Source organism: Rhizobium sp. M10 (assembly GCF_002531955.1).
GTDB classification, from domain to species: Bacteria; Pseudomonadota; Alphaproteobacteria; order Rhizobiales; family Rhizobiaceae; genus Rhizobium; species Rhizobium etli_C.
In genome coordinates this window covers 184,714-199,758 of record NZ_NWTA01000008.1, presented here as the reverse complement: position 1 = coordinate 199,758, position 15,045 = coordinate 184,714, and the positions used below count along the sequence as shown (strand labels likewise).

Sequence of the window (15,045 nt, the reverse complement as noted above, 5' to 3'; positions counted from 1 at the left end):
GCGCGGCGCAACTGCTTGCCGGAACGCGTATTATCCGCGGCGATCTCTTCCGATCTCGCCGCGCAGGATGAACACCAGCAGTGCCAGCGCCATCGCCGCCAGCCCGTACCAGGTGATCGCATAGAGAAGATGGTTGTTGGGAAAATGGATGACCGTCAGGCCGCCGACGGGCAGGCCGCCGGGATTGGCGGTCGCATCGGCATCGATGAAATAGGGCGCGACCGCATCAAGGCCGCGCTTCTGCGCGATCGCTGCGACATCGCGCGAATACCAGCGGTCAGCGGCGACGTCGTTGGATTGCAGCAATGATCCTTTCGGCTCCGTCATCCGCACCAGCCCTGTGATTTCGACAGAGCCTGCCGGCTGACCCTCGCGGCGCGTGGCCGGATCGCGCCGTTCGATCGGCACGAAGCCGCGATTGATGAGGATGTCGGTGCCGTCGGCAAGCGACAGTGGCGTCATCACCCAATAACCGGGACCGAGCACCGTCGAGGCATAGACCAGCGTCTCCTTGTCGTTCGCCAGCGTTCCAGCCACGGCCACCCGGCGATATTCGTCGTCGGCGGCATTGACCTTGTCCCAGTCGGCACGCGCCGGGGCCGGCACGGGTGCGGCATGCACACGCTGGTCGATGCGGGCGATGAGATCGCGCTTCCAGCCGAGGCGCTGCACCTGCCAGCTGCCGAGGCCAAAGAGCGCGGCGGCGAGCAGCGCCAGGCAGACGCAGAAGAGCGCGCGCTTTGCACGCGAATGCCGTCTTTCCGCTTGTTCCGAGGGAACCCCACTCATGGCAAGAATCGCTTCGGGCGGCGGTGCCGCCGCCCTTTCGATATCGTCACGGCATGTTCTTCATCATCTCGGGGCTCATCGGCATCATGTTGGTATTGAGATGATGCATGACCCAGAGCGAACCGGAGAGCGCGATGGCGACGATGATGAGGGTGAAGATCAGCGCCATCATCGTCCAGCCGCCTTCGCTCCGGGGGTTCATGTGCAGGAAGAAGACCATATGGACGACGATCTGGATCGCCCCGATGACCATCACCAGCACCGCCGTCACTGCCGGGCTATCGAAGACGCCGGCCATGACCAGCCAGAAGGGAATGGCGGTCAGGATGACGGAGAGCGCGAAGCCCGTCATATAGCTGCGGAAGGTGCCGTGACCGGCCTGATGGCCGTGGCTGTGGCCGTGATGGGCCTCGTGGGCATCCTCATGGGCAGGTGCTTGCGAACTCATCCGAGAACTCCCAAGAGATAGACGAAGGAAAAGACGCCGATCCAGACGACGTCGAGGAAGTGCCAGAACATCGACAGGCACATCAGCCGGCGGCGGTTGGCCTCGACCAGCCCGTGCATCGACACCTGGACCATCAGCGTGATCAGCCAGACGATGCCGAAGGTGACGTGCAGACCGTGCGTGCCGACCAGCGTGAAGAAGGAGGAGAGGAAGGCGCTGCGCGTCGGCCCGGCGCCTTCGTGGATCAGGTGGACGAACTCGTAGAGTTCGAGCCCGATGAAGGCTGCGCCGAACAGGCCGGTGACGGCGAGCCAGAACAGCGTCTCCGCCTTGGCGTTGCGCTCCATCTGCAGCATGGCGAAGCCGTAGGTGATCGAGGAGAAGAGCAGCATCGAGGTGTTGAGGGCGACGATCGGCAGATCGAAGAGATCGGCCGGCGACGGACCGGCGGCATAATTGCGGCCGAGCACGCCGTGCGTCGCAAACAGCACCGCGAAAATCAGGCAGTCGCTCATCAGGTAGAGCCAGAAGCCGAGATTGGTGCTGTTCTCCGGATGATGGTCTTCCGTCAGGTAGAATTCAGGCTTTTCGGCCGTGTCGATGGTGTGATCGCTCATGGTCATTACACCTGCTCGGCAAGCAGCGCGGTGCGCTTGCCTTCGGTTTCGGTCACCGCGTCGGCGGGGATGTAGAAATCGCGTCTGTAGTTGAAGGTATGGCCGATCGCCACGACCAGCAGGGCGACGAAGGAGACGACGACCAGCCACCACATATACCAGATCAGGCCGAAGGCGAGGGCGACGCTGATGGCCGAGAGGATGGCGCCGGTGCCGGTATTCTTCGGCATATGGATCGGCTTGAAGCCGCCGAGCGGGCGCTGGTAGCCGCGGTTCTTCATGTCGTACCAGCTGTCATGGTCGTGCACGACAGGCGTGAAGGCGAAGTTGTAGTCCGGCGGCGGCGAGGCGGTCGACCATTCGAGCGTCCGGCCGTCCCAGGGATCGCCGCTGTCGTCGCGCAGTTCCTCGCGCTTCATGAAGCTGACGACGATCTGGATCAGGAAGGCGGCGATTCCGAGCGCGATCAGGCCGACGCCGAAGGCGGCGATGATGAACCAGATCTGCAGCGACGGATCCTCGAACTGGCTCATGCGGCGGGTGACGCCCATCAGGCCGAGCACATAGAGCGGCATGAAGGCGAACCAGAAGCCGATCTGCCAGAACCAGAAGCTCAGCTTGCCCCAGAAGGGATCGAGCTTGAAGCCGAAGGCCTTCGGGAACCAGTAGTTCACGCCGGCGAACATGCCGAACAGAACGCCGCCGATGATGACGTTGTGGAAGTGGGCGATGAGGAACAGCGAATTGTGCAGCACGAAGTCGGCCGGCGGCACGGCGAGCATGACGCCGGTCATGCCGCCGATGACGAAGGTCACCATGAAGCCGACCGTCCACAGCATCGGCACCTCGTAGCGGATACGGCCGCGATACATGGTGAAGAGCCAGTTGAAGATCTTCGCCCCTGTCGGGATCGAGATGATCATCGTGGTGATGCCGAAGAAGGAGTTGACGGAAGCACCCGAGCCCATGGTGAAGAAGTGGTGCAGCCAGACGATGTAGGACAGGATCATGATCACGCAGGTGGCGTAAACCATGGAGGCGTAGCCGAAGAGGCGTTTTCCCGAGAAGGTGGCGACGACTTCCGAGAAGATGCCGAAGGCCGGCAGCACGAGGATGTAGACCTCCGGATGGCCCCAGATCCAGATGAGGTTGATGTACATCATCGGATTGCCGCCGAGGTCGTTGGTGAAGAAGTTCGTCCCGGCATAACGGTCGAGCGACAACAGGGCGAGCGTTGCCGTCAGGATCGGGAAGGAGGCGACGATCAGCACGTTGGTGCAGAGCGCCGTCCAGGTGAAGACTGGCATCTTCATGAAGGTCATGCCCGGCGCGCGCATCTTGACGATGGTGGCGATCAGGTTGATGCCCGAGAGCGTCGTTCCGACACCGGCCACCTGCAGGCCCCAGATATAATAGTCGACGCCGACGCCCGGACTGTAGGCGGCGCCCGACAGCGGCGGGTAGGCGAGCCAGCCGGTCTGGGCGAATTCGCCGATGAACAGCGACAGCATGATGACGATCGCGCCGGCGGTGGTCATCCAGAAGGAGAAATTGTTGAGGAAGGGGAACGACACGTCGCGCGCGCCGATCTGCAGCGGCACGACGAAGTTCATCAGGCCGGTGACGAAGGGCATCGCCACGAAGAAGATCATGATGACGCCGTGGGCAGTGAAGATCTGGTCGTAATGGTGCGGCGGCAGGTAGCCTTCCGACCCGTTGAAGGCGATCGCCTGCTGGATGCGCATCAGGATCGCATCGGAGAAGCCGCGCAACAGCATGATGACGGCCAGGATCACATACATGATGCCGATCTTCTTGTGATCGACGCTGCAGATCCAGTCGTGCCAGAGCGGACCCCAGAACTTGAAATAGGTGATGGCGGCGAGCACGGCGAGACCGCCGATGACGACGCCGATGAAGGTCACGACCAGGATCGGCTCGTGATAGGGGATGGCGTCGAGGGTCAACCGGCCGAAGATGAACTTCAGGAGGTCAGGATTGGAAAACATGGAGCAACCCGTTCATTATGTCTTGCGACGCAAAGCGCCAGGTTAATTGTTGTTGTTGAGCTGCGCAGGCGCCGGATCGGTGCCGTTGCTCATGCCGGGCATGGAATGGCCGTCATGCTGCATGCCCGTACCGGGCGTGCTGTCCGTACCGGGCGCGCCCTGCATGCCGGGCATGTCGTGCTGCATGCCGGGCATGTCGTGCTGCATGCTGTTGCCATCGGTGCTTCTGTCTGGCTCGCTGCGTGCCGGAGCCCCCGTTGCCGGCACGGTGGCGGCGGGCGCCACGACGCCTTCGCCGGCATGGCGGTTGTCATATTGCAGCTTCTCGCGATTCTCGGCGCTTTCCTTGCCGCCGCCGCCCATCATGTCGATGTGCATCATCTCGTTCATGCACATCTTGCCCGGCGTGGCGCACATGTTGAGGATGGCGGTGTAGAGATCGGCGTCGGCGCCGGCATAATAACGCACCGGCTCCTTCTCGCTCGGCTTCTCGAGCTTCAGATAGGCGTCGCGGTTGAGCATCGTGCCCTGCTGCTTGACCTTGGCCACCCAGGCGTCGAAGCCTTCGCGGGTGAGGCCGTGGAATTTGAAGCGCATGTGGGAGAAGCCGGCGCCGCTGTAATTGGCCGAGAAGCCCTCATACTCGCCTTCCTTGTTGATGACGGCGTGCAGCTTCGTCTCCATGCCGGGCATGGCATAGATCTGGCCGGCAAGGGCAGGGATGTAAAAGGAGTTCATCACCGAGGAAGCGGTGATCTTGAAATTGATCGGTTGATCCACCGGCGCGGCCATCTCGTTGACGGTGGCAATGCCGAGTTCGGGATAGAAGAACAGCCACTTCCAGTCGAGCGCCACGACCTCGACGGTCAGCGGCTTGGTATCGGCCGGAATGGCGCGCTCGGCATCGAGGCGGTCGAGCGGGCGGTAGGGATCGAGCTTATGCGTGGAAATCCAGGTGACGGCACCGAGCGCAATGATGATCGCCAGGGGTGCAGCCCAGATGACGATTTCGAGGCGGGTCGAATGATGCCATTCCGGCGCGTAGGTGGCGGCCGTGTTGGAGCGGCGGTAGCGCCAGGCGAAGAGCAGCGTCAGGAAGATCACCGGAACGATGATCAGAAGCATCAGCACCGTCGAGACGACGATCAGATCGCGCTGTTGCGCGGCGATGTCGCCGGAGGGCGCCATGACCACCATGTTGCATCCTGCCAGGAAAAGCAGCGGCAAGACGGATAGAAGGCGGGAAAACTTCATGAGTTTTGGCACGTCTCTAAGCTCTTGTTGTTTCGTTTGGTCCGCGACTAAAGCACTGAACCGGATCGCGACATGAGGCGGAAGGTCGCAGTGCAGCAAACATGCCGCACTGCGGCAAAAATCATCGGGCGCTAGTGCTCTGAAATCCTGATGAAATATAGAAGGATTTTAGGCGCGCGCATGTCTCAGGCCAATATATCCGCATCAGCCGGTCAGGCCAGCATTTGCAGGGGAAAATCACCGTCCGGATCACGCAAATTTTTCGGTCCGCGCTTCATTTGAGCCGTGATGATGAACTATTTCCGTCTTACGGACTTGATAAGCCTGCGGGTTTGATCAAGATCACGCTTGGGGCGCCTTGCCGGAAGCGCCTTAACGAGGAGGCGTCTATGGCAACAACATCACATTACGGACCGTCGTCGTCGTCGCTGGAACGCGACGCGCGGCGCATTCACGACGACAAGCCGGTGTCACCGGGCAGCATCGCCATCGGCGTGGTGATCGGCCGCATGTCGGAATTCTTCGATTTCTTCGTCTACGGTCTCGCCTCGGTCCTGGTCTTTCCGCAGCTCGTCTTTCCTTTCGCGCCCGACAGGCTGACCGGCACGCTCTATTCCTTCGCCATCTTCTCGCTCGCTTTCCTCGCCCGTCCCGTCGGCTCCGTCGTCTTCATGGCCATCGACCGGATGTATGGGCGCGGCACCAAGCTGACGATCGCACTCTTTCTGCTCGGCGGCTCGACCGCCTCGATCGCCTTCCTGCCGGGTTACGAGCAGATCGGCGTTTGGTCGATCGCGCTTCTGGCGCTCTTCCGTCTCGGCCAGGGTTTTGCGCTCGGCGGCGCCTGGGACGGTCTGGCATCGCTGCTCGCACTCAACGCGCCGCCCAATCACCGTGGCTGGTACGCGATGATCCCGCAGCTCGGCGCGCCGATCGGTTTTGCGCTGGCAAGCACGCTCTTCGGTTATTTCGTCGCCAACCTTTCCAGCGAGGATTTCCTCTCCTGGGGCTGGCGTTATCCCTTCTTCGTCGCCTTCGCGATCAACGTCGTGGCGCTGTTTGCGCGTCTGCGCCTGGTCATGACCAAGGAATTCGGCACGCTGCTCGAGCAACATGAGCTGGAGGCCGCACCGATCCTCGAAGTGCTGCGCGTTCACGGCCGCGACATTCTGATCGGCGCCTTCGTACCGCTCGCCAGTTTCGCCATGTTCCACCTGGTGACCATCTTCCCGCTCGGCTGGATGAGCCTGTACGGCAACCAGCCGATCGGCACCTTCATGGTGGTGCAGGTGGTCGGCGCCATGGTCGGCATCGTCGCCATCATCGCCTCGGGCCTGATTGCCGACCGCATCGGGCGGCGCGCCCAGCTCGCCATCTGCGCCGTCATCATCGCCGTCTTCAGCTTTATCGGGCCGATCCTGATCGCATCCGGCAATAACGGCCACGATGCCTTCGTCATCATCGGCTTCGGCGTGCTCGGCCTGTCCTTCGGCCAGGCGACCGGTTCGATCTCGTCGCGCTTCGGCCGCGGCTATCGCTATACCGGTGCTGCCTTCACCTCGGACCTCGCCTGGCTGGTCGGCGCCGGCTTCGCACCGCTGGTGGCGCTCAGCCTCTCCAGCCGCTTCGGCCTGACCTTCGTCGGCTACTACCTGCTCTCCGGCGCCATCTGCACGCTGGCCGCACTGGCCTTCAGCAGGGCGCTGGAACAGCGCGAATAGATGGGGCGTCGCGGCCCGCCCCTCATCCGCCTGCCGGCACCTTCTCCCCGTAAACGGGGCGAAGGGGATATGCCGCGACCTTTCCGTCCCTCGCCAACCTCTCGGAGGGCACGTCCCCTCTCCCCGTCAAAACGGGGAGAGGGTTAGGGTGAGGGGCAGCCATCGGCGCAATTCCAATTATTGAACGCATTGCAATCTATAATTAAATGCATATCCTGTCGGCCTTAGCGAGGATATGCCATGACCGCGGAAACCATCGATCATTCGACCCTTTCCCGCCTTGTCGAAGCAGGCGCGGTCGATGCCGCGCATGTCGTCGGCAAGACCGGCGGCTGGTCGCTCGTCATTCGCTACGGCAAATCAGAGCACGCGCTTGCTGCCCAACGCAGTCGGCAGGTGCGCCTGTTCAAGCGCATGGATACTTTGGTTTCCTATCTCAAGGATGTCGGCATCTCGCAGTTCGATGTCGATGCGGCCGATTACGCTCCGGAGACGGCATCGCGACCGGACCGGGCCGCCGCGCTGCGTCGGACCCATGAGGCGGCGGAATACGACAAGTGGTTCCGCGAACAGGTCGAGGAAGCGATCCGGGAGGCCGATGATCCGAATACGGTCTGGATCCCGCACGAAGTCGTCGAGGAAGAGATGGCGCGCGAACGGGCAGAGCTGCTGGCGCGGCTTAAGAGCGAGACCAAGTGAAGCTCGTCTGGCATGCGAAAGCTGCATCCGATCGTAAGAAAGCAATTCAGTTTATTGCCGACCAGAATGTCGCCGCTGCGATAAACCAGCTCGATGAGATCGAGCGTCAGACCGATTTGCTCATCGATCAGCCGGAGATCGGCCGGCGCGGACGAATTGATGGAACGCGTGAACTGGTCATTTCACGCACACCTTTTATCGTCATCTATCGTGTTCGCCATAAAATCAAACAGGTGGAAATTCTGCGCCTCGTCCACGGCGCGCAGAAATGGCCGCCAAAATCCTGAACCTTGTTGCAGGCGGCAGTCTTCTCGCCTCCGGGATGGCCTGCTCATCTTGCTTTGGGGATGAACTTCGATATCCTCTTCAAGGATCTGTAATCGTTGCGAGGGTCGAATGGTGCTGGCTTGTTCAGAGTGGATGCCCGCAGTCCGCGAAATCGACGGACAGACGGCCATTTGCGCAATAGGCGACGTTCATGGATGCGCCGATCTTCTCCAAGAGATGCATGCCGGTATCGCCCATGAATTTGACCTCATCTCTCCACGCGCTGCTTACTGTATCCATCTCGGCGATCTGATCGACCGGGGCCCGGAAAGCTTGCGGGCGCTCAGCTTGGCCATGCAGGGCATTCCCGGTGCGACCAACTGCACCCTGATCGGAAATCATTAAGATCGATTGCTTCAATTGCTTCGCGCACCTGACGCCAAGATGATGGATCGTTGGCTGGCGAATGGCGGTGCCGAATTCTTCGAGGAGCTCAGCGTTGACCCCCGCGACGGATGGGAAGGCCGAGTGTCGGAGCTTCTAGGCGGCCATACAATTGAATGGCTGCATTCGCTGCCTCTAAAGCTGCAGCTCGGAGACCTGCTTTTCGTCCATGCGGGCATCGATGTAGAGGTTCCGATCGATCGTCAGACAGCAGAAACTCTTGCGTGGATTCGCGAGCCTTGGCTTTCTTCGAACGGGCCATATGAAAATAACCTGGCTGTCATACATGGTCACACGCCCATCGCTGATGTCGTTCTCGGCAACCAACACAGGATCAACCTGGACACCGGGGCCTGCGAAACAGGCGTCCTAAGCGCGCTTCTCATCCATGGCAGCCGGATGAAGCTCCTGCAGACCCGTTGAAACGCTGCAAAATCCTCCGGACTGCATGATGTTTACAGCCCGTTCGGTCTTTGTATTTGCTGTGGAGCAATTCTGGTTCGGCGGCTTTACTGCGCCATCTGCGGCTGCTTCGCCGCCCGCGCCGCGGTCAGTTCCGCGGTGGTGTGGTTCAGGCGGTCGGCGAGCACGCGCATGATTTCGACGGCCATTTCGGGGAAGTCGCTGAGCAGCTTCAGGAAGTGTTCCTTGCTGATGCGCAGCACTTCCAGCGGCGAGGTGGCGCGCACCGTTGCCGTGCGCGAGACGTCGCAGAGGATGGCGATTTCGCCGACGATGGAATTGAGCTCGACGTCGGCGACCTTGATCTCGCCGGCCGGCGAGGAGACGATGATGTCGGCGCTGCCGGAGAGAATGACATAGGCGGCGTCGCCGACATCACCCTGATGGAAGAGATCCTGACCGGCCTTGTAGGTCATGCGGTCGGAGGTGAAGGCCAAAAGCTTGAGCTTTGCTGGCGCAATCCTTGAAAAGATCGGCACCCGGCGCAGCATTTCGACTTCGTCTCTCAACAGCATTAGCGTTTCAATCCCCTGGGCGCAGGGTTCTTCGAACCAGACGCCTTCAATTCCCGGGCATTCCCTAGGGAACGCCTACCATCGCCGCTCCCATAGAATATTACGATAACAGTTCCTTGAACATACCGTTTTTCTCGGAAAGTTCCGGATAGTTCCCGGCCTCGGCCAGGCCGCCGCGGTCGAAGAGCAGGATCCGGTCGAACATCTCGGCAAGCCGCGCATTGGAAAGCACCCAGATGATCGCCGGCCGCTCGCCTTCCTTATGCAGGTCTTCGATGATGTTGCGGGTGATCTGGTCCTGGACGCGCTGATCGAGCGCCGACAGCGGCCGGTTGAAGATGAAATAGTCCGAACGCTTCAGAAGCGCGCGGGCAAGGTTCAGCTTCTGCCGTTGCACCATGGTCAACCGCTTGCCGCCCGAGCCGACGTCGAATTCCAGCCCGATCGACAGCACGTCGTCATAAAGGTCGAGCGCGTCGAAGAGTTCGCCCATGACGGCGCGGATACGGTCGGAGGCGTCGGCCTGCTGGTAGGCGATGCGGCCGAACAGCACATTGTCCATCAGGCTGGCCGACGGGGTGAAGCGTTCGGCATCATAGCGCTCGATCAGCTCGGCGAGGTCGGCCGGAATATGCGCGTGGAACTGTTTGCGGGCGCTGACGATCTTGTCCATCAGCTCGGTCGTCAACAGGCCGAAGCGGTGGCGCGGCTCGATATAGGCGAAGCTCAGCCGGATGATCGCCGAGCGCTCCTCCGGCGTGGCGTCCTCGAAGCGCCGGCTTTGCAGCTTCTGCAGCAGCGCCTGATAGGTCGGAATGTCGTCCGCCGTCATGAAGGTCAGCTGCTGGAAGAAAGGATGGTCCGGCGGCAGGTCATGGAAGAGCTCGACGGCGTTTTCGGCGATCTCGAGACCCATGGCGTAGAGATCGGTGCTGAGGCCCGTCTCGCGGAAGAGCTGCTGGAAATAGGGGTGCGCAGCCAGCCTGCGGTTGGTCATCAGCGGCCGCTTCATCGTGCCGAAGAGCAGGTTTTCGCCGACCGTCGCCTGGGCGTTGTAGGCGTCGAAATCGAAAGGTACGACGATGCCGTCGAGCCCCTCGTCACGCAGCCGGTCCCGCAGCGAAGCGCGCAACGCGACGACATGGTCGCTGACGGCCACATGCACGTCGGTGTTGACGGTCGAGCGCAGCGCCAGATCGAGAATGTCCTGCGAGATCAGCACGGCGTCGAGCACCGGCCGGATCGCTTTCAGAAGGTCTTCCGGCCCGCTGGCGCCGGCGGCCTGGTAATCCACCCAGTCGCTGTTGAGGTCGAGGGTCGGATTGCCGGCCTTCACGGCCTCGGCCGAATGCCATTTATATTCGAGCGCTTCCTTCTCGTCGTAGACGGGATCGGTCATCGGCGCATGCTTGAGGCCGTAGAGCAGATTGCTGGCGAGCGAGCCATGGAAGAAGAAGGTGTCGGCCGAGGCATAGGAGATGCGCCGGCCGGTGATCGATTCCGGCAGGTCCAGCAGGTCGCGCCCATCGATGGTGATGCGGCCGGAATCCGGCCAGATCATGCGGCCAAGCGCTTCGGCGAAGGCTTCCGCGCCGCTGCCGTTCGGGCCGACGATCGCCACCGTCTCATTCGGCTTGATTTCGACCGAGACGTGGTCGACGAGGCGGGCGCCGCTATCGTCGGAAAGCGTCAGGTTGGTGACGACGAGGGCGCTCGTCAGCGCCCCGACCGGGGTGGTGGCGAGTTCCTGGATCTGGCTGTCGATCAGCGGTTCGACGTTGAACTGTTCGTAGACCTGCTGGTATTTCACCTGCACGTCCTGGCGCATCTGGTCCCAGTCGATCAGTTCCTTCAGCGGACCGGGCAGATCCTTGTAGGCCGATATGACGGCGACGAGCTGGCCGATATCGAGCCTGCCCTGCAGCGCCAAATAACCGCCGATCGCGTAGAACAGGAAAGGCGTGACCTGGGCGAGGAAGTTGTTGATGAACTTCACCAGGAATTTCCACTGGTAAAGGTCGTAACGGATCGAGAAGATGCGGCCGAGCCGCCAGGCGATGTCGGCACGTTCGAGGTTGGATGTGTCGTTGCCGTGGATCGTGCCGATGCCCTCGACGATTTCGCCGACGCGGCCCGATAGTTCACGCGCCGTCAGCTGCCGCTGGCGGCCGAGATCCAAGAGGCGTTTCCTCATGCGGGGGATGACGACCGCCTGCACGCCGACGATGCCGGCGGCGATCATGCCGAGCCAGAAATTCTGCACGATGATGAAGGCAAGCGCGGTGATCGCCTGGCCGCCGAGAAGGGCGGGCGAAACGAAGGCATCGCCGGTGAAGCCGCCCATCGGCTCGACCTCGTCCTTGATCATCGTGGCGATCTCGGCCGATTTCACCCGCTTGAAGTGGATCGGCGGAAACCGCAGCACTCGGTCGATCAGCTCGAAGCGGATACGGCGCAGCATGCGCTCGCCGAGCCGGCCCTTATAGGTGTTGATGTAGAATTTGAAGAGGCCGTTCAGCACCACCAGCGCCAGGAACACCAGGCTGAGGGCCATCAGCATCTGGAAACGGTTGAGCTCTACGCCTTGAAAGAATTCGACATGGCCGATCAGCGGAATGTCGTAGGCGATATGCATGAATCGCTGCGTTGCCCCAGGCCCTTCGAAGCCGTCGCCCTGGATCGGTCCGTTGACGATCTGCTTCGGCAGGTCGAAGGACAGGAAGTAGGGGATCATCGAGGCCGCGACGACGGCCAGGATCCACAGCTGCTGCAGCCGCGTGTTCTTCCAGATGTAGCGGGCGAGGCTTTTTTCCATAGCTAACCGTCAGCTTGCAGGGAAAGTCCGGAGGCGCGATCCGGGCGCCGGAACGGGGAGAATTTTGAGAACAGGATCATGCAGCCGGACCGCCGATATCGCAATGAAAACAAGGCGGAGCGACCGGCCGCAACAATGCCGATTCTCGCCGGAACATTGCTTATATCACAGGAATTTTGGATTACAGCATGCCGATATCGGTGCTGCGAGCAAAAGAAACCCCCGGAAAATCCGGGGGCTCGTCATTCCAGATCGCAAGACCGGTCGCGTTCAGGCGCTCGGATCGGCATGGCTCATCGCCTCCGCGATCATATCGGCATCCTCATCGCCGATGCCGAACAAACCGAAGCGGAGCTGATAGCCCCAATTGGGGCCGACCCTGGTGAAGGCGAGCCGGCCGAGCAGTGACCGGATCGGGGTTTCTTCCGCAGGCTGCCAATCGACATCCCGCCGCCAGGGCCTGAACCCGCTTTCCATCTCCACCTGGTAAGGCGCGCCGTCGCGGGCCATGCCGATCGCAGTGAAAGCCTGAAGGCGGTCCTTGCCGCCAAAGACCACGGTGGGCGAATAATAGATCACGCGATCCCCGAGCGTGATCCGCCTGAGGGGTGATGCCTTGCCGTGACAGACCTGCATGAAGCCGGCTTGACGGCCGATGCGGACATGCTCTGCTGAGGCGACGGCGATCCAGGCTTTTCTGGCCGTCATAAGGGTCTCCTGCTGTTCGTTGGACAGCAGAACCTTATGACCCGACACTGCCAAATTCTGGCAGTATCATACGTCTCGATGCGAGCCGCCGAGCATCAGATGGACACAGATAGTGATACGGGCGGGATTCGCCGTTGTCATCTGGATGCCGATCTTCCCGAACGCAGACCGGCCGCCAAGATCAACAGGCCGGCAACGGACGCGTCGGTCGCCGGCCGACTGCAGTTCTATCCTCCCGTAACGCTTTTCATGACGGCTCGCTGCATCGAACGCGGTGTCAGGCGATTTGAAAATATAACGATCTTGTTCATGAACCCGGCAACTACGGAGGCCTTGCCTTGTGACAGCGCGCGAAGACCGCTTTGCGCGACAGGACGGGGCTTCATCGTCAGAATACGCAGCATGCGCGAGACAGGGGCGCTAGCGGCCGAATCGAATCCGGTTTCGGTGTGTCCTGGGCAAAGGCAGGTGACAGTCACGCCTCGAGGGCTGAGTTCGTCGTGCAAAGCTTCTCCAAACGACAGCACGTAAGACTTCGTTGCTGCATAGGCAGAAAACCCAGGGACGGGTTGGAATGCCAGAATGCTCCCTATGAGAAGTATTTGTCCCGACCCGCGGGTTGCCATATCCTGTCCGAAGATAAAGCTCAGTTCCGTTACCGCCGTGATGTTGAGCTGTATCATATCGGTCGTGCGCTCCAGCGGGGTGTCCAGAAAATCCCCGTGCAACCCATACCCGGCATTGTTCACCAGAATATCGATCTGCAGCGACTTGTCGTCCAGACTGCTTTTCAAGCGAGCGGCAGCGCCAGGGGCTGCAAGATCGATCGGTTCAACAACGATCTCGACACCATATTTCTGGCGAAGCTCTATGGCGAGCTTCTCCATCGGTTCCCTGCGCCGGGCGGCGAGCACGACATTTACTTTCTGCGCTGCCAAGAGTTCGGCATATTCGAGACCCATGCCACTGGAGGCACCGGTGATCAGAGCCCGCTTCGTTGCGGCACCATTCAGCTTTCCTACGAGGGACGTTTGCGTTTCCGCGTTAGCAACGTGTTGCATCTGTTTTCCTTTTAACTACGTGGATCTCTGGCGGAGCTGGCACAATGTTGGCCTTTACCCGCCCGTATAGAATTCGAACGTCTACCGGAGCAGGAAGCTCAAGATGCGTTCGGTGAGTGTTCCGAATGGGGGCTGGAGCAGTTTCACGATGTTCCACCGTCCCTGCTCATAGATGCCTTTGGCATGGCTCAGTCGCCTGAAGCCCTCGACGCCGTGATAGGCACTATTCTGCTGGCAGGCCTGCATCCCTTTGATCGGCGTCGGTGACTTTTGCTATGGCGTTCAAGGTGAATTCCGATGTAGACAGAAGAAACTTATGCCTCTACATAGGCGATGAAGTTATCAGTGTCAACAATGTTTCTACGAGAAACTTCGAGGTACCATGCAGGCTGCACCGCACCGCCCCTATCATCACGGTGATCTCCGCCGTGCGATTATCGAAACTGCTCTGGACATGCTTCGTACAGAGAAGGACTGGCAGTTCACGCTGCGGGAAGTTGCCCGTCGGGCAGGCGTCAGCCACGCGGCGCCCTACAAGCACTTTCCGGATCGGACTGCCCTTCTTGTAGAACTCGCCATGATTGGGTTCGATCGACTACGCGAGGCGCTAGTGGATGCGAAACCCGAAGCCCCCCGATCTCTGCTCGAGGAGATCACTCCGATATCTCTGGCATATGTCGCGTTCGGAACCGAAAACCCGGCCTTATATCGCCTGATGTTCAGCCCGGAGGAGGGGCGGGCTGTAGGAATGCATCTCGATCATAGGGCGCTCGCCGTATTCGACGTGGTGCTGGACATGCTCGGACGCGGCCAGGCTGCCGGGACCATTCGCAAGCGGCCAGTCAGGGGACAGGCGACCGCCGCATGGGCGCTCATTCACGGCATCACCCTGCTCGCGATCGATGGACTTCTGGTGCCAGAAAAAGTCGGATCGGCGCCGCTGGACGCAGCCATTGCCACTCTGGTGGACGGGCTGGCAATCCCGCAACCGAACACTTAGCTGAAGAGCGGTCTTGCCCAGGCGCTCCGGCAGATGGCCGGATCGCGAGCGGACACTGTTCACGCTCGACTGGATCGACGACGAGGACTTGCGCAAGACAACAACCGCGGAGCTAAACAAGGGCGAAAGTCGCGAAAGCCTTCTACGCGTCGTGAATCTTCATCGTGTCGGCCGCTTCCGCGACCGCAGCCAGGAAAATCTGTCGATCAGGGCATCGACACTCACCTGGTCGTCAC

The 15,045-nt window shown here is 60.9% G+C and carries 14 protein-coding genes and 2 pseudogenes; 7 read left to right on the top strand and 9 right to left on the bottom strand.

Annotated features, from left to right (window positions below):
- Positions 1-30: 30 nt before the first annotated feature.
- The 5 genes and pseudogenes from CO671_RS15660 to cyoA form a co-directional block, all read right to left on the bottom strand.
- A pseudogene (locus CO671_RS15660) lies at positions 31-839 on the bottom strand (SURF1 family protein).
- On the bottom strand, positions 836-1,237 hold the full coding sequence (gene cyoD / locus CO671_RS15655; RefSeq protein ID WP_097606676.1) for a cytochrome o ubiquinol oxidase subunit IV: 402 nt from the start codon (positions 1,235-1,237) through the stop codon (positions 836-838). The pseudogene CO671_RS15660 and the gene cyoD overlap by 4 nt, the downstream one beginning before the upstream one ends.
- A complete protein-coding gene (gene cyoC / locus CO671_RS15650; RefSeq protein WP_097606752.1) occupies positions 1,234-1,854 on the bottom strand; it encodes a cytochrome o ubiquinol oxidase subunit III in 621 nt (206 codons plus the stop codon). The genes cyoD and cyoC overlap by 4 nt, the downstream gene beginning before the upstream one ends.
- 5 nt (positions 1,855-1,859) lie before the next feature.
- Positions 1,860-3,863, bottom strand: a complete 2,004-nt coding sequence (gene cyoB, locus CO671_RS15645; protein ID WP_097606675.1) for a cytochrome o ubiquinol oxidase subunit I — start codon at positions 3,861-3,863, stop codon at positions 1,860-1,862.
- Positions 3,864-3,905: 42 nt separating this feature from the next.
- Positions 3,906-5,129 carry a ubiquinol oxidase subunit II gene (cyoA, locus tag CO671_RS15640; RefSeq protein WP_097606674.1) on the bottom strand — a complete coding sequence of 408 codons (1,224 nt, stop codon included), beginning with the start codon at positions 5,127-5,129 and terminating at the stop codon, positions 3,906-3,908.
- Between the two features lie 377 nt (positions 5,130-5,506).
- Here cyoA and CO671_RS15635 point away from each other — a divergent pair, with 377 nt between their 5' ends.
- The 5 genes from CO671_RS15635 (at position 5,507) to CO671_RS34205 (ending at position 8,671) form a co-directional block, all read left to right on the top strand.
- On the top strand, positions 5,507-6,838 hold the full coding sequence (locus CO671_RS15635; RefSeq protein WP_097606673.1) for an MFS transporter: 1,332 nt from the start codon (positions 5,507-5,509) through the stop codon (positions 6,836-6,838).
- A 240-nt stretch (positions 6,839-7,078) separates the two neighbouring features.
- Positions 7,079-7,537 (top strand): hypothetical protein, encoded by a 459-nt coding sequence (locus CO671_RS15630; RefSeq protein ID WP_097606672.1) that lies wholly within the window; start codon positions 7,079-7,081, stop codon positions 7,535-7,537.
- Positions 7,534-7,824: a type II toxin-antitoxin system RelE/ParE family toxin gene (locus tag CO671_RS15625; protein ID WP_097606671.1), complete on the top strand. Its 291-nt coding sequence runs from the start codon at positions 7,534-7,536 to the stop codon at positions 7,822-7,824. Before CO671_RS15630 ends, CO671_RS15625 begins: the two co-directional genes overlap by 4 nt.
- A 109-nt stretch (positions 7,825-7,933) precedes the next feature.
- The gene (locus CO671_RS34595; protein WP_348627717.1) at positions 7,934-8,209 is read left to right on the top strand and encodes a metallophosphoesterase; all 276 of its coding nucleotides are present in this window, start codon (positions 7,934-7,936) and stop codon (positions 8,207-8,209) included.
- A gap of 39 nt (positions 8,210-8,248) precedes the next feature.
- Entirely contained in the window at positions 8,249-8,671 is a 423-nt protein-coding gene (locus CO671_RS34205) for a hypothetical protein (RefSeq protein ID WP_245424985.1), read from the top strand.
- Positions 8,672-8,757: 86 nt separating this feature from the next.
- Here CO671_RS34205 and CO671_RS15615 read toward each other — a convergent pair whose 3' ends face one another.
- From CO671_RS15615 to CO671_RS15600, 4 genes are all read right to left on the bottom strand, one after another.
- Entirely contained in the window at positions 8,758-9,225 is a 468-nt protein-coding gene (locus CO671_RS15615; RefSeq protein WP_004679746.1) for a cyclic nucleotide-binding domain-containing protein, read from the bottom strand.
- A 100-nt stretch (positions 9,226-9,325) separates the two neighbouring features.
- Positions 9,326-12,040 (bottom strand): ABC transporter ATP-binding protein, encoded by a 2,715-nt coding sequence (locus CO671_RS15610; RefSeq protein WP_097606670.1) that lies wholly within the window; start codon positions 12,038-12,040, stop codon positions 9,326-9,328.
- Positions 12,041-12,310: 270 nt separating this feature from the next.
- Positions 12,311-12,748 carry an EVE domain-containing protein gene (locus CO671_RS15605; protein WP_097606669.1) on the bottom strand — a complete coding sequence of 146 codons (438 nt, stop codon included), beginning with the start codon at positions 12,746-12,748 and terminating at the stop codon, positions 12,311-12,313.
- 227 nt (positions 12,749-12,975) lie between these two features.
- On the bottom strand, positions 12,976-13,809 hold the full coding sequence (locus CO671_RS15600) for an SDR family oxidoreductase (protein ID WP_097606668.1): 834 nt from the start codon (positions 13,807-13,809) through the stop codon (positions 12,976-12,978).
- A 382-nt stretch (positions 13,810-14,191) separates the two neighbouring features.
- Here CO671_RS15600 and CO671_RS15595 point away from each other — a divergent pair, with 382 nt between their 5' ends.
- Together CO671_RS15595 and CO671_RS15590 are read left to right on the top strand one after the other, a co-directional pair.
- Positions 14,192-14,809: a TetR/AcrR family transcriptional regulator gene (locus tag CO671_RS15595; RefSeq protein ID WP_097606667.1), complete on the top strand. Its 618-nt coding sequence runs from the start codon at positions 14,192-14,194 to the stop codon at positions 14,807-14,809.
- A gap of 43 nt (positions 14,810-14,852) precedes the next feature.
- A pseudogene (locus tag CO671_RS15590) lies at positions 14,853-15,032 on the top strand (Tn3 family transposase); the annotation flags it as partial.
- Positions 15,033-15,045 lie beyond the last annotated feature (13 nt).

Excerpts from the sequence above, each read along its gene's own strand:
- cyoD (WP_097606676.1), bottom strand. The coding sequence starts at position 1,237 with ATGAGTTCGCAAGCACCTGCCCATGAGGATGCCCACGAGGCCCATCAC.
- CO671_RS15605 (WP_097606669.1), bottom strand. The coding sequence starts at position 12,748 with ATGACGGCCAGAAAAGCCTGGATCGCCGTCGCCTCAGCAGAGCATGTC.
- CO671_RS15610 (WP_097606670.1), bottom strand. The coding sequence starts at position 12,040 with ATGGAAAAAAGCCTCGCCCGCTACATCTGGAAGAACACGCGGCTGCAG.
- CO671_RS34595 (WP_348627717.1), top strand. The coding sequence starts at position 7,934 with ATGGTGCTGGCTTGTTCAGAGTGGATGCCCGCAGTCCGCGAAATCGAC.
- CO671_RS15600 (WP_097606668.1), bottom strand. The coding sequence starts at position 13,809 with ATGCAACACGTTGCTAACGCGGAAACGCAAACGTCCCTCGTAGGAAAG.
- cyoC (WP_097606752.1), bottom strand. The coding sequence starts at position 1,854 with ATGAGCGATCACACCATCGACACGGCCGAAAAGCCTGAATTCTACCTG.
- CO671_RS15615 (WP_004679746.1), bottom strand. The coding sequence starts at position 9,225 with ATGCTGTTGAGAGACGAAGTCGAAATGCTGCGCCGGGTGCCGATCTTT.
- cyoB (WP_097606675.1), bottom strand. The coding sequence starts at position 3,863 with ATGTTTTCCAATCCTGACCTCCTGAAGTTCATCTTCGGCCGGTTGACC.
- CO671_RS34205 (WP_245424985.1), top strand. The coding sequence starts at position 8,249 with ATGATGGATCGTTGGCTGGCGAATGGCGGTGCCGAATTCTTCGAGGAG.
- CO671_RS15635 (WP_097606673.1), top strand. The coding sequence starts at position 5,507 with ATGGCAACAACATCACATTACGGACCGTCGTCGTCGTCGCTGGAACGC.
- CO671_RS15595 (WP_097606667.1), top strand. The coding sequence starts at position 14,192 with ATGCAGGCTGCACCGCACCGCCCCTATCATCACGGTGATCTCCGCCGT.
- CO671_RS15630 (WP_097606672.1), top strand. The coding sequence starts at position 7,079 with ATGACCGCGGAAACCATCGATCATTCGACCCTTTCCCGCCTTGTCGAA.